Below are 13,011 nucleotides of genomic sequence, written 5' to 3'. Positions count from 1 at the left end.
TCGTATGGTGAACGAACCTGCCACAGACCCCTTCGTGGGAACGCTCGTGGACCACCGCTACGCTGTCCGCTCGCGGGTGGCCGGCGGCGGCATGTCAACGGTCTACCTCGCGACCGACCAACGGCTGGACCGGGATGTTGCTTTGAAAGTGCTGCACCCCCACCTTGCTGCGGACGAGTCTTTCCTGGGCAGGCTGGCCCGCGAGGCCAAGGCGGCTGCCAGGCTTTCGCATCCTCATGTGGTGGGTGTCCTGGACCAGGGCATTGACGGACGCACCGCCTACCTGGTCATGGAGTACATCCAGGGCCACACCCTGCGCGACCTCATCAATGAGAAAGGCGCCCTGCCTCCGCGCCTTGCCCTGGCGCTCATTGATCCGGTGGTGGAGGGACTCGCTGCCGCCCACAGCGCCGGGTTCATCCACCGCGACGTCAAACCCGAAAACGTTCTTATCGCCGACGACGGCCGGATCAAGGTAGGAGACTTTGGCCTGGCCCGCGCCGTCACGGCGTCCACCGGCACAGGCACCCTGATCGGCACCGTGGCCTATGTTTCCCCCGAGCTGGTCCTGGGCAAGCCGGCGGATGCCCGCAGCGACGTCTACTCCGTGGGAATCATGCTGTACGAGATGCTCACCGGCCGCCAACCTTTCGAAGGGGAAGTCCCCATCCAGGTGGCATACCAGCACGTCAACGGGACGGTAGGGCCGCCGTCGGACCTGATCCCGGGCCTGGCAGCGGAGGTGGACGAACTGGTGCAATGGTGCACCGCCAACGACCCCGAGCACCGGCCCGTTGACGGAACCGCACTGCTGCAGGAACTGCGTCACATCAGGACGAACCTCAGCGACGCGGAGCTGGACCTGCACCCGCCCGCCGCGGACAACCGGAAGCCCGCACCGGCAAGCCCTGCCGCTGCGGGCAACGCCCCCACCGAGATCATTTCCCGAACAGCCAACCCCACAGCCGCGCTGCCGTTCGGCCGGCACCCGGTGGTTCCACTTCCCCCGGCAGAGCCCGCCCCGCTGGGCAAGCGCGCCCTGAAGAAGGCAGCACGCGAAGAAGGGAAGGCGCGTGCACGTGCCGCCGCCACCCCGGCCAGGAGCCTGCGTGAGGGCAACCCGCGGCGGCGTGGAGCGCTCTGGGCGGTCCTGCTGGTCCTCCTTGCCCTGCTGGCTACCGGGGCAGGCTGGTTCTTCGGCATGGGCCCGGGCTCGGCCGCCACGGTCCCGCCAGTGGCCAACAAGACCGTTGCGCAGGCGCAGCAGTTGTTGGAGCAGGCGGGATTCCGTTCCAGCACGAGTGATGTTTTCGACGACGACATCCCCGCCGGCCTGGTGGTGGGCAGCGACCCTGCCGCCGGCCAGGAGATCCGGAAGCTGCAGCCTGTGTCGTTGTTTGTTTCCAAGGGCCCCCAGCTCTTCCCGCTGCCGAAACTGGCAGGCGAAACCCTGGCTGATGCCCGGACCGCAGTGCAGCGCGCCGAAATGGCGTTGGGCGCCGTGACGGAACGCTTCGACGAGAACGTCGCGGCCGGCGTCGTATTTTCCCAGGACCCCGTGGCCGGGACGGAGGTCCGCCGCGGAACTCCCGTCGCACTCGTGGTCTCCAAGGGCCCGCGGCCCATCCCCGTCCCGGCGGTAGTAGGCCGGGACAGGATCGACGCGGTGAAGGCGATCGAGGATGCGGGCCTGTCTGCGGAGGTTGCCGCCGAAGAGGTCTTCGACCGCAAGGTCCCCAAGGGCGCGGTGGTGAGCCAGTCGCCCGGCAGCGGAACGCTGGCGCGCGGCGGAACTGTCACCCTGACGGTCTCCAAAGGCCCGAGGATGGTGAAGGTCCCCAGTTACATCGGCAAGCAGGCCGCGGACGCGCGCGAGGCGCTGGAAGGGCTCGGATTCGAGGTTCGGGTGAACAACATCCTGGGCGGCTTCTTCGGGACGGTCCGGGACCAGGACCCTGTGGACGCCGAGGCGCCCGAAGGTTCGGTCATCACCCTGACGGTGGTGTAGCCGGAACGCTCCGCCCGCAACACCGCCAGGGGTATGAATGCACTGATCAGTGCCTGGCCAGCGCGCCTGCCACCAGGAACGCCATTTCCAGCGACTGCATGTGGTTCAGCCGCGGGTCGCAGACGGACTCGTAACGGTCCAGGAAGGCTTCCTGGTCGATGGGGTCGGCGCCGCCCAGGCACTCGGCGACGTCATCGCCGGTCATCTCGACATGCAGGCCACCCGGGACCGTGCCCAGGGCGTGGTGCACTTCGAAGAACCCGCGCACCTCGTCAATGACGTCGTCGAAATTGCGCGTCTTGTAGCCGTTCGGGGAGGTGACGGTATTGCCGTGCATGGGGTCGGTGACCCACAGTACCTGCGCGCCGGAGGCAGTAACCTTTTCGACGACGGCGGGCAGCTTCTCACGGATGTTCCCTGCGCCCATGCGGGTGATGAAGGTCAGGCGGCCCGGCTCGCGCTCTGGATCCAGCCTGTCGATGAGGCGCAGGGCGTCATCGCCGGTGGTGGAGGGGCCAAGCTTTACGCCGATCGGGTTCCGGACCCGGGACAGGAAGTCCACGTGTGCGTGGTCAAGTTCGCGGGTGCGCTCCCCGATCCAGAGGAAGTGCGCGGACGTGTCGTACGGGAAGCCGGTGCGCGAGTCGATCCTGGTGAGGGCACGCTCATAATCCAGCAGGAGCGCCTCGTGGCTGGCGAAGAATTCCACCCGCTTGAGGGCTTCGAAGTCCGCACCACAGGAGTCCATGAACTTGATGGCCCGATCGATATCGCGGGCCAGGGATTCGTAGCGGGCGTGTGCGGGGTTTTCCGTGAAGCCCTTGTTCCACTGGTGCACCGAGCGCAGGTCCGCGAAGCCGCCTTGGGTGAAGGCGCGGATCAGGTTAAGGGTCGAGGCAGACGTGTGGTAGGCACGGAGCATGCGTGCAGCGTCGTGGCCGCGAGATTCGGGGGTGAACTCGTAGCCGTTGACGATGTCGCCGCGGTAGGCCGGGAGGGTCACGCCGTTGCGCGTTTCGTCGTTGGAGGAGCGGGGCTTGGCGAACTGGCCGGCCATCCGGCCCATCTTGATGACGGGCATCGCAGCGCCGTACGTCAACACGACAGCCATCTGCAGGATGGTCTTGACCCTCGCGCTGATCTTGTCCGCCGTGGCGGCTTCAAAGGTTTCCGCGCAGTCCCCGCCCTGGAGCAGGAAGGCCTTGCCCTGTGCCGCGGCCGCGAGGCGCTCCCGGAGGACGTCCACTTCACCCGCGAAAACGAGGGGCGGCAGGACGGAAAGTTCCTTAACCGAGGCATCAAAAACGGTCTTGTCCTGCCAGCTGGGCTGCTGGGAAATGGGAAGGTCCCGCCAGTCGTCCAGTCCGGGATAGTTGGCGGCTCCGCTCTGGGCGGTGCTGGACAGCGAAAAGGCGGGTTTGGCAGATAGCTCAGTCACCCTCTAAGCCTAGCGCCCGTGTTCCTGTGGCCGACACTGCCCTGTCACGCTGTGGACCCGGCGCGTCACACGCCGCCGGAAGCTCCCACGCCCGGCTCTCCCGGCGCTGCGGCCTCCGCGGCCAGCCGGAGCTTGACCGCGGCAGCGTATTCGTCGACATATTCCTGCCCGGACAGGCGCATGAGTTCGAACATGATCTGGTCCGTAACCTGGCGCTGCACCAGCCGGTCCTCCGCCTGGTCCCCGAACCCGCTGAAGTCCATGGGTTCACCGAAGATCATGCCGATCCGCCGGATGTTTGGGAGGCGCTTCCCTATGGGCTGCACCTTATCCGTCCCGATCATGGCCACCGGAATCACCGGGACGGCCGCCTGCAGCGCCAGCCTGGCAACGCCAACCTTGCCCCGGTACAGCCGGCCGTCAGGGCTGCGGGTACCCTCCGGGTAAATTCCCAGCAGGCCGCCGTGCATCAGCACTTCCATCCCGGCGCTCAGCGAAGCGGCTGACGCCGCGCCGCCGGAGCGGTCCATCGGCAGCTGGTTGGTGAGCCGGAAGAACAGCGCGGTGAGCCGTCCCTTAACGCCGGTGCCGGTGAAATATTCGGACTTCGCGAGAAATACCACGGGACGGCGGACCATCAAGGGCATGAAGATGGAATCCGAGAAGGACAGGTGGTTTGAGGCGATAATCGCGGCGCCCTCTTCCGGAATGTTATCCAGACCCTTGACCCAGGGGCGGAACAACAGCTTTATCACCGGACCCAGGAAGATCCTCTTCATGACCCAATAAAACACGTGGCGAACCTCTCCGGACGGCGACTTTCAAGGCCTTCTGGTCGGGCCTGGCGGGCAGCTCAATGCAACCCTACTCTAGTGAGAATTGTCCGGAACAGTGACACGATGGACGCATGACCGAAAGCAGCATCCCGCCCCGTCCCGCGGCTCTCAGCTACCCGGGACACGGCGGGAACGCCCGCATTGGCGTAGCGATCTGCCATGGCTTCACCGGAAGCCCGCTGAGCGTCCAGCCGTGGGCGGAACACCTGGCCGCCCAGGGCTATGCCGTATCCGTCCCGCTCCTGCCCGGGCACGGCACGGACTGGCGCCAACTGGCGCGGACCGGCTGGCGCGACTGGTACCGCAGCTATGAAGCCGCTTTCCTTGAGCTGCGCGGGCGCACGGAGACCTGCTTTGTCGCGGGGCTTTCCATGGGCGGGGCGCTGGCACTTTTGACGGCTTCGAAGCACCGCGTAGCCGGCGTCTCCGTTGTCAATCCGGGGTTGAGCTTCTACGACCGCCGCATACGTGTCATCGGTGTCCTGAAGTACTTCCAGCGCACCACGCTTCCCATCGAGGAAGAGCAACCCACGGCGGCCGCCACGTACGACGGCGACTATTCCCGCACGCCGCTGGCTGCGGTACATGAGCTCAAGAAGCTGTACGGTGCAGCCATCCGGGGGCTGCACCGGATCGATGCCCCCGTCCAGGTCTTCAAGTCCCGGACCGACGTGGTGGTGCCACCCACCTCCCTGGCCCTCCTGCGGCGGCGGCTGGGCCCGCGGCTTACCCAGGTGGTTGATCTTGCCAGCAGCGGACATGTGGCTACGCTGGACGTTGATGCGCCCCTGATCTTCGGGGGGTCAAGCGCCTTCTTCAACGCCCATGCACACCAGACCAATGCCCTGGAGACTCCATGACGTCCGTTCCGGACCACAGCCCCTTCCGCAGTCCCGCCACCCTCCAGGGCCCCCGGACCGGAGTGGTCCTCTCCCACGGCTTCACAGCAAGCCCGCACGGCCTCCGGGCCTGGGCCGAGGCACTGGCAGAAGCCGGTTTTGCCGTGCGCATGCCGCTGCTGCCCGGGCACGGCACCACCTGGCAGGACCTGTCCCGAACCCGGTGGCGGCAGTGGCATGATGCCCTGGACCAGGCCTGGCTTGAGCTGGACTCCGAGTGCGACCAGGTGTTTTCAGCCGGCCTGAGCATGGGCGGGACGCTCGCCCTGCGGATTGCCGCCACCCGCCCCGTAGCGGGCGTGATCCTGGTGAATCCGGGTCTGGTGGTGGACGACGTCCGGGCTCCGCTGGCCGGCATCCTTAAGCTCGTTATGAAGAGTACTCCCGCCATCGCCAATGACATCCTGAAGCCGGGAATGGACGAGGCTGCCTACGCCAGGACTCCCGTCGCTGCGGCGCACGAGGTCAACAAGATGTTCAAGGACACCATCCGGCTGCTCCCACGGATTGGCGCGCCCGTGCAGGTGTACCGGTCAACGCGCGACCATGTGGTGTCCGATGCCAGCATCCGGGTGTTGCGGCGCGGGCTCACGCACGCGCCGCTGGAGCTCGTGCCACTGGAAAACAGCTACCATGTGGCCACGCTGGACCACGATGCGGAAAAGATCTTCCAGGGTTCAGTGGACTTTATCCGGCGCCTGCAGCCCGCCGCCCCCGGAGAGGAAGTCCGCCATGACCAGGCCTGACCCGGAGTCGGCGGACCAGGGCGCCAACCAGGACGATGCCGTCTGGCTGGACCTTGTGGCACGCCTGGAGGGGGACCAGCCGAACACCGGCACGGTCTCCCCGGCGCCGGGCACCGCCGAAGCGCCCCCTCCGCGGCCGGCTTTCCGCGACTTCGACCCCCTGGGGCTCGCAGGCGGTCCGGTCACTGATCCCGCCGCGCCCGGTCCGCGCGACTACGCAGTGGATGACGACGACGAAGGCCGGTTCATCCCCGAGGAGCCACCCAGCCTTGCCGGCACCGAGCCGCTCACCATGCTTGCCTGGCTCGCCGCCGTGGGCGGGCCGGTGGCGCTGCTCTTCGCGGCCATGTTCTGGCGCTCCGCTCCCCTGCCCGCCATCCTGGGCATCGTGGCGGCTTTCGTCCTGGGCACGGTGTACCTGATCATGCAGCTTCCGCAGGAGAAGGACGAGGACGACGACGGCGCCCGCGTTTAGCTGCCCCCATGTCCTAACGGATGCGCGACAGGTCAGCCGCGCCAATGAGGCCGGCATTGGGCCCCAGCGCGGCCAATTGGATGTCCGCCGCCGGACGGAATCCGCGGCCGGTCAGGTTCCGGGCAAAGGCCTTGCGCGCCGGTTCCGCCAGGAGGTCTCCGGCTGAACACAGGCCGCCGCCGATCACGAACAGCCCCGGGTCCAGGGCCGCGGCCAGGTTGGCCAGCCCAAGGCCCAGCCATTCGCCCACCTCATCGAGCAGTTCGCGGGACGCTCCGTCCCCGCGCAGTGCCAGCTCCGTCACGGTGGCTCCGGTGATGGCGTCGGCCTGGCCTGCCACCGCTGCCAGGAGGTCCTGGGCGACCGGGGAGTTGGCGGAGGCCAAAGTCCTGGCCTCCCGGCCCAGGGCGTTTCCTGATGCGTACTGCTCCCAGCAGCCCCGGTTGCCGCATTCACAGCGGTGCCCGCCCGGCATGATGACCTGGTGGCCAAACTCGCCGGCCACGCCGAAACGGCCGCGCTCCAGCCGGCCATCCATGACCATCGCACCCCCGATGCCCGTGCCCAGGGTGATGCACACCAGGCGGCTCTCGCCCTGCCCGGCACCGAAGCGCCATTCCGCCCACGCCGCGGCATCGGCGTCGTTGGCCAGGAAAACCGGGCGGCGCAGCAGCTGCTGGAGGTTGTCGCGGAGGGGTTCATTGCGCCAGGCGAGGTGCGGGCTGAACAGCACCGTGCCGCCGTCGAGGTCCATCCAGCCGGCCGCGCCGATGCCCACCGAACGGATCCGCCGGCCGCGCCCCAGCTCTTCGACCAGCTCCACGATGACCTTTTCCACCGCCCGGGGATCACTGCCGGGCGTGTTGCGCCGCGCTTCGCTCAGGATCCGGCCGTCCGGGTCCACCACGCCCGCCGCCACCTTGGTTCCGCCGATATCGATCCCGATCGCCAGGCCACGGCGGGCCGGCCGCAGCCGGCCTTGGAAGCCTGCGCCGCGCAGCCGGGGACGGCGGGAAGCGGGCAGTTTCCGCCAGGGCGTCCTTCTGTTCAGGAGGCCGGAAGATCCCCCGGCAGGCGCAGCGTACATAGTGCCCCATTCTAGGACCGACTCCTTGCCGGCCGTGACGGATGTTGTTTGTGTCAACTGTTCGGCCATTGACGGCTAAGTTACCGGACAGTAACTTTAGGTACTGCACAGCCCGCGGGAGGCGTACTAGTCTTTAGGCATGCCCCTGCTTGGGCCACGGATATCAAAGGAGCTATAGTGCGTGAATTCAGTGTTCCGCCCCTGGTTGTCGTTCCCCCGGAGACCAACATCACCGACCTGGTGCTGCGGCAGGCCGGCAAGGCCAGCAACCCGGCGCTGTTCTCACGCCTCGACGCGGCCGGCGCCTGGCAGGACATCTCCGCCACGGAGTTCCTGGCCGACGTCAGCGCCCTGGCCAAGGGCCTGATCGCCAGCGGAGTGAACCCCGGCGACAGGGTGGGAATCATGTCGCGCACCCGGTATGAATGGGCACTCGTGGACTTTTCCATCTGGTTCGCCGGCGCAGTCTCGGTTCCCATCTACGAAACCTCGTCCCCTTCCCAGGTGGCTTGGAACCTCGGGGATTCCGGAGCCGTCGCAGCCTTCGGCGAAGCAGCACACCATGAGGCCATCATCCGGCAGGCCGTGGCGAACGAGGGACTCACTGACCTCCAGCACGTCTGGCAACTGGAAGGAGCAGGCCTGGATTCCCTGCGGGAGGCAGGCCGGGGCGTCAGTGACGACGAGCTCGAATCCCGCCGTACCTCCGCGGGCCTGCAGGACCTGGCCACCATTATCTACACCTCCGGAACCACCGGCCGGCCCAAGGGCTGCGAACTCACCCATGGCAACTTTGTGGAACTGTCCGAGAACGCCCTCGGCATCATCGGCGACATCGTCCACGAAGGTGCCAAGACCATCATGTTCCTCCCCCTGGCCCACGTCTTCGCGCGGTTTATCTCGGTCCTGGCCATGGCAGCGGGCACCACGGTGGCCCACACGCCGGACATCAAGAATCTCCTGGGCGATCTGCAGAGCTACAGCCCCACGTTCATCCTTGCCGTGCCCCGCGTGTTCGAGAAGGTGTACAACTCAGCCCTGACCAAGGCCGAGGACGGCGGCAAGGGCGCCATCTTCCATAAGGCCGCGGACACCGCGATTGCATTCTCCAAGGCGCGGCAGGACGGCCGCGTTGGGCTGGGCCTGAAACTCAAGCACGCCCTGTTCGACAAGCTGGTCTACGGCAAGCTTCGGGCAGCGATGGGCGGCCATGTCTCGCACGCGGTCTCCGGTGGCGGTCCCCTGGGCGAACGCCTGGGCCACTTCTTCCAAGGCATCGGGCTGCAGGTGCTGGAGGGCTATGGCCTGACGGAAACCACCGCGCCGGTCTCCGTTAACACTCCGGCCAGGATCAAGATCGGTTCGGTGGGCAAGCCGCTGCCCGGCAACGCCGTCCGGATCGCCGGTGACGGCGAGATCCTCGCCAAGGGCGTCAGCGTCATGCGCGGCTACTACAAGCGCCCTGACCTCACGAATGAAACGTTCGACGACGGCTGGTTCCGCACCGGGGACATCGGGAGACTCGATGACGACGGGTTCGTCTGGATCACCGGCCGCAAGAAGGAAATCATCGTGACGGCAGGTGGCAAGAACGTGATCCCCGCGCTGCTCGAGGACCAGATCCGGGCCGACGCGCTGGTTTCCCAGGTGCTGGTGGTGGGCGATAACCGGCCGTTCATCGGCGCCCTGGTCACGCTTGATCCGGAGGCCCTCCCGGGCTGGCTGCAGCGCCACAGCCTGCCCGGCGACATGACGCTTGAACAGGCTGCCATGAATCCGGTGGTCAAAGCCGCCGTGCAGGATGTCATCACGGCCGCCAATGCTTCCGTCTCGCAGGCTGAAGCCATCAAGTCTTTCCGGATTGTGCCCGCAGACTTCACGGAAGCTTCAGGCCACCTCACCCCGTCCATGAAGGTCAAGCGCGCACAGGTGATGAAGGACTTCGAAACGGTCATCGAGGAGATGTACAGCGCCAAGCGCCCTGACAACGGCTAGGAAAAGCAACGCGGGGTCACCTCCTGCCCAATAACGCGCCGTTATTGGACCGGAGGTGACCCCGCGAATGCTTTATGGGTTACTCGATGACCAGGAGCAGGTCCCCGCCCTGCACCTGTTCCACCGCTGAAATGGCGAGGCGGGCCACCTTGCCGCCCACCGGCGTCGTAATGGACGCTTCCATCTTCATCGCCTCAATCGTGGCAACGGTGTCTCCCGCATTTACGGTGTCACCCACCTTGACGGTGACGGTGACGGCGCCGGCGAACGGGGCCGCAACGTGTCCCGGCTGGGCGGGATCGGCCTTCTCGGCGGCCTTGACGTTGCTGACCACCGAACGGTCGCGGACCACCACGGGACGGGATTGGCCGTTGAGGGTGCACATGACGGTGCGCATGCCCTTTTCGTCGGGCTCCGAGACCGCCTCCAGGGAGGCGATCAGCCGCACGCCCTTCTCCAGCTGGATCTCGTGCTCCTGGCCGCGCTGGAGGCCGTACAGGTAATCGCGCGTATCCAGGACCGAGATGTTGCCGTAGGTCTCCACGCTCTTGAGGTAGTCCTTGGTGGGACCGTCAAAGAGAAGGCGGTTCAGGGTCTGCTGGCGGGTTTTCGAATCGGACTTCAACGCCGCGCTGTCCTCGGAACTCAGCTCCACGTCACGGACCTTCACGCTCCGGCCCTGCAGGGCCTTGGTGCGGAAGGGTTCCGGCCAGCCGCCCGGAGGGTCGCCGAGTTCGCCGGAAAGGAAGCCGATCACCGAGTCGGGGATGTCGTAGTTCTGCGGGTTTGCTTCGAAGTCCGCCGGGTCGGCGTTGAGGCCCACCAGGTGTAGTGCGAGGTCGCCCACAACCTTGGACGACGGCGTGACCTTGACCAGGTGCCCAAGGATCCGGTCCGCGGCGGTGTACATGTCCTCGATGGCTTCGAAGCGCTCCCCCAGTCCCAGCGCCATGGCCTGCTGGCGAAGGTTGGACAGCTGGCCGCCCGGAATTTCGTGCTTGTACACGCGGCCCGTGGGGCCCGGCAGTCCGGACTCGAACGGAGCGTAAACGCGGCGCACGGCTTCCCAGTAGGGCTCCAGGGAGCTGACGGCATCCAGGCTCAGGCCGGTGTCCCGCGGGGTATGGGCCAGGGCGGCCACCAGCGCAGAGGCCGACGGCTGGCTGGTGGTGCCTGCCAGCGACGCGGAGGCGACGTCCACCGCATCCACGCCGGCGTCCACTGCGGACAGCAGGGTTGCCAGCTGGCCACCCGCGGTGTCGTGCGTGTGCAGGTGGACCGGCAGGTCGAAGCGTTCACGGAGCGCGGACACCAGTTTGGCCGCGGCAGCGGGCCGAAGCAGTCCCGCCATGTCCTTGATGGCCAGGATGTGGGCGCCGGCGTCGACAATCCGCTCGGCGAGCTCCAGGTAATAGTCAAGCGTGTAAAGCTTCTCGGCCGGGTCCAGCATGTCGCCGGTGTAGCACAGCGCCACCTCGGCGACGGCGGTCCCCGTGGCCCGGACGGCGCGGATGGCGGGTGCCATCTGGCTGACGTCGTTCAGCGCATCGAAGATCCGGAAGATGTCGATGCCGGTAGCGGCCGCCTCGTTCACGAAGGCTTCGGTGACTTCCTCCGGGTAGGGCGTGTAACCCACGGTGTTGCGGCCGCGCAGCAGCATCTGCAGGCAAACGTTGGGCATGGCCTTGCGGAGCGCCGACAGCCGGTCCCAGGGGTCCTCCCCCAGGAAGCGGAGTGCGACGTCGTAGGTGGCGCCGCCCCAGGCCTCGACGGACAGCAGCTCCGGCATCAGGGCGCTGACCGCGGGACCTGCAGCCACGAGGTCGCGGGTGCGGACACGGGTTGCCAGGAGGGACTGGTGCGCGTCGCGGAAGGTGGTGTCCGTGACGGCGACGGCGGTCTGCTCCCGCAGCGCCCGGGCAAATCCTTCGGGGCCAAGCTCCAGGAGCCGCTGCCGGGAACCTGCGGCCGCGGGCCGGTCCTTGACGTTGGGCAGTTTGTCCGCGGGGTTCGACTGGACCGTCAGTTCGCCGTTGGGCTTGTTAACGGTGACGTCGGCCAGCCAGGTGAGAAGCTTGGTGCCGCGGTCCGCCGACACCCTGGCCTTGAGCAGCTGGGGACGCTCGTCGATGAAGTTGGTGGCTACGTCGCCGGCGATGAAGTCCGGATCGTCGAGCACCGCCTGCAGGAAGGAGATGTTAGTGGACACGCCGCGGATGCGGAACTCGGCGAGGGCACGCCGGGCACGTGCCACGGCGGCGGGATAGTCCCGGCCGCGGCAGGTCAGCTTGACCAGCATGGAATCGAAGTGGGGGCTGATTTCGGCACCCGAGTAGACGGTGCCGCCGTCGAGCCGGACGCCCGCGCCACCGGCGGAGCGGTAGCCGGTGATCTTTCCGACGTCAGGCCGGAAGCCGTTGGCGGGATCCTCGGTGGTGATGCGGCTCTGCAGGGCCGCGCCGCGCAGCTTGACGGTCTCCTGGGAGAGGCCGAGGTCGGCGAGTGTTTCGCCCGCGGCGATCCGCATCTGAGCCTGGACCAGGTCCACGTCCGTGACTTCCTCGGTGACCGTGTGCTCCACCTGGATGCGGGGATTCATTTCGATGAAAACGTGCTGTCCCGCACGTTCACCCACGGTGTCCACGAGGAACTCCACCGTGCCGGCGTTGACGTAATTCAGCGCCTTGGCGAACTTGACCGCGTCGCGGTACAGGGCCTGCCGGATGCCCTCGTCCAGGTTGGGCGCAGGTGCGATCTCGATGACTTTCTGATGCCGGCGCTGGATGGAGCAGTCGCGTTCAAAGAGGTGCATGACGTTGCCCTCGGCATCCGCCAGGATCTGCACCTCGATGTGGCGGGGGCGCAGGACGGCCTGCTCCAGGAACATGGTGGGGTCGCCAAAGGCCGCGTCCGCCTCGCGCATGGCTGACTTGAGCGCTTCGGGGAGGGCCTCGCGGGTGTCAACGCGGCGCATGCCGCGGCCGCCGCCGCCGGCCACGGCTTTGGCGAAGATGGGGAATCCGATTCCGTCCGCGGCAGCCAGGAGCTCGTCCAGGTCCTTGGACGGGGCGCTGGACTTAAGTACAGGCACCCCGGCATCCCGGGCCGCCTTCAGCGCGGCAACCTTGTTGCCTGCCAGCTCCAGGACTTCCGCCGGCGGACCAACGAAGGTGATACCCGCTTCCTTTGCCGCACGCGCCAGGTCAGGATTCTCGGACAGGAAGCCGTAACCGGGGTAGATTGCATCGGCTCCGGATTCTTTGGCCACCCGGATAACCTCGGCCACGTCCAGGTAGGCCCGGACGGGGTGGCCTTCCTCACCGATGAGGTACGCCTCATCGGCCTTCTGCCGGTGAATGGAGTTCCTGTCCTCTTGGGGGAACACGGCAACGGTCTTTGCGCCCAGCTCGTAGCCGGCGCGGAAGGCCCTGATCGCGATTTCGCCGCGGTTGGCCACCAGAACTTTGGAAAACATACTTCTCCTGCATCATTGCGGGGTGGAACGGGTGGTCACAGTGTCTAGGACC

General features: G+C 67.0%; 9 protein-coding genes. 5 read left to right on the top strand and 4 right to left on the bottom strand.

What is annotated here, in order from left to right; translation table 11 throughout:
• Positions 1-4 precede the first annotated feature (4 nt).
• Complete coding sequence (pknB, locus tag ACIQCN_RS03235) at positions 5-2,008, top strand: Stk1 family PASTA domain-containing Ser/Thr kinase (protein WP_400609387.1); 2,004 nt, start codon at positions 5-7, stop codon at positions 2,006-2,008.
• A gap of 46 nt (positions 2,009-2,054) precedes the next feature.
• Here the strand turns inward: pknB and ACIQCN_RS03230 are convergent, their stop codons facing one another.
• Together ACIQCN_RS03230 and ACIQCN_RS03225 are read right to left on the bottom strand one after the other, a co-directional pair.
• Positions 2,055-3,446 (bottom strand): class II 3-deoxy-7-phosphoheptulonate synthase, encoded by a 1,392-nt coding sequence (locus ACIQCN_RS03230; protein WP_400608365.1) that lies wholly within the window; start codon positions 3,444-3,446, stop codon positions 2,055-2,057.
• A 65-nt stretch (positions 3,447-3,511) separates the two neighbouring features.
• The gene (locus ACIQCN_RS03225; RefSeq protein WP_400609385.1) at positions 3,512-4,240 is read right to left on the bottom strand and encodes a lysophospholipid acyltransferase family protein; all 729 of its coding nucleotides are present in this window, start codon (positions 4,238-4,240) and stop codon (positions 3,512-3,514) included.
• A 113-nt stretch (positions 4,241-4,353) separates the two neighbouring features.
• On the opposite strand from ACIQCN_RS03225, the gene ACIQCN_RS03220 reads away from it, so the two are divergent.
• From ACIQCN_RS03220 to ACIQCN_RS03210, 3 genes are read left to right on the top strand one after another with little or no spacing between them, the layout of a single operon-like run.
• The gene (locus ACIQCN_RS03220) at positions 4,354-5,142 is read left to right on the top strand and encodes an alpha/beta hydrolase (RefSeq protein ID WP_400609383.1); all 789 of its coding nucleotides are present in this window, start codon (positions 4,354-4,356) and stop codon (positions 5,140-5,142) included.
• Positions 5,139-5,927, top strand: a complete 789-nt coding sequence (locus tag ACIQCN_RS03215; RefSeq protein WP_400608360.1) for an alpha/beta hydrolase — start codon at positions 5,139-5,141, stop codon at positions 5,925-5,927. Before ACIQCN_RS03220 ends, ACIQCN_RS03215 begins: the two co-directional genes overlap by 4 nt.
• Positions 5,914-6,402 carry a hypothetical protein gene (locus ACIQCN_RS03210; protein WP_400608358.1) on the top strand — a complete coding sequence of 163 codons (489 nt, stop codon included), beginning with the start codon at positions 5,914-5,916 and terminating at the stop codon, positions 6,400-6,402. The genes ACIQCN_RS03215 and ACIQCN_RS03210 overlap by 14 nt, the downstream gene beginning before the upstream one ends.
• Before the next feature lie 13 nt (positions 6,403-6,415).
• Here ACIQCN_RS03210 and ACIQCN_RS03205 read toward each other — a convergent pair whose 3' ends face one another.
• Positions 6,416-7,489 (bottom strand): ROK family glucokinase, encoded by a 1,074-nt coding sequence (locus ACIQCN_RS03205; protein WP_400608356.1) that lies wholly within the window; start codon positions 7,487-7,489, stop codon positions 6,416-6,418.
• Positions 7,490-7,666: 177 nt separating this feature from the next.
• Between ACIQCN_RS03205 and ACIQCN_RS03200 the strand changes: the two genes are divergently transcribed.
• Positions 7,667-9,484: an AMP-dependent synthetase/ligase gene (locus tag ACIQCN_RS03200; RefSeq protein WP_400609381.1), complete on the top strand. Its 1,818-nt coding sequence runs from the start codon at positions 7,667-7,669 to the stop codon at positions 9,482-9,484.
• A 79-nt stretch (positions 9,485-9,563) separates the two neighbouring features.
• Here ACIQCN_RS03200 and ACIQCN_RS03195 read toward each other — a convergent pair whose 3' ends face one another.
• Positions 9,564-12,959, bottom strand: a complete 3,396-nt coding sequence (locus tag ACIQCN_RS03195) for a pyruvate carboxylase (protein WP_400609379.1) — start codon at positions 12,957-12,959, stop codon at positions 9,564-9,566.
• Between the last annotated feature and the right edge of the window lie 52 nt (positions 12,960-13,011).

The sequence above is a fragment of the Pseudarthrobacter sp. NPDC092424 genome, assembly GCF_044754925.1.
Lineage (GTDB): Bacteria > Actinomycetota > Actinomycetes > Actinomycetales > Micrococcaceae > Arthrobacter.
The sequence above is the reverse complement of the archived record's forward strand: the minus strand, read 5'-3'. Positions and strand labels throughout refer to the sequence as shown.

Excerpts from the sequence above, each read along its gene's own strand:
- pknB (WP_400609387.1), top strand. The coding sequence starts at position 5 with ATGGTGAACGAACCTGCCACAGACCCCTTCGTGGGAACGCTCGTGGAC.
- ACIQCN_RS03220 (WP_400609383.1), top strand. The coding sequence starts at position 4,354 with ATGACCGAAAGCAGCATCCCGCCCCGTCCCGCGGCTCTCAGCTACCCG.
- ACIQCN_RS03215 (WP_400608360.1), top strand. The coding sequence starts at position 5,139 with ATGACGTCCGTTCCGGACCACAGCCCCTTCCGCAGTCCCGCCACCCTC.
- ACIQCN_RS03210 (WP_400608358.1), top strand. The coding sequence starts at position 5,914 with ATGACCAGGCCTGACCCGGAGTCGGCGGACCAGGGCGCCAACCAGGAC.
- ACIQCN_RS03205 (WP_400608356.1), bottom strand. The coding sequence starts at position 7,489 with ATGTACGCTGCGCCTGCCGGGGGATCTTCCGGCCTCCTGAACAGAAGG.
- ACIQCN_RS03195 (WP_400609379.1), bottom strand. The coding sequence starts at position 12,959 with ATGTTTTCCAAAGTTCTGGTGGCCAACCGCGGCGAAATCGCGATCAGG.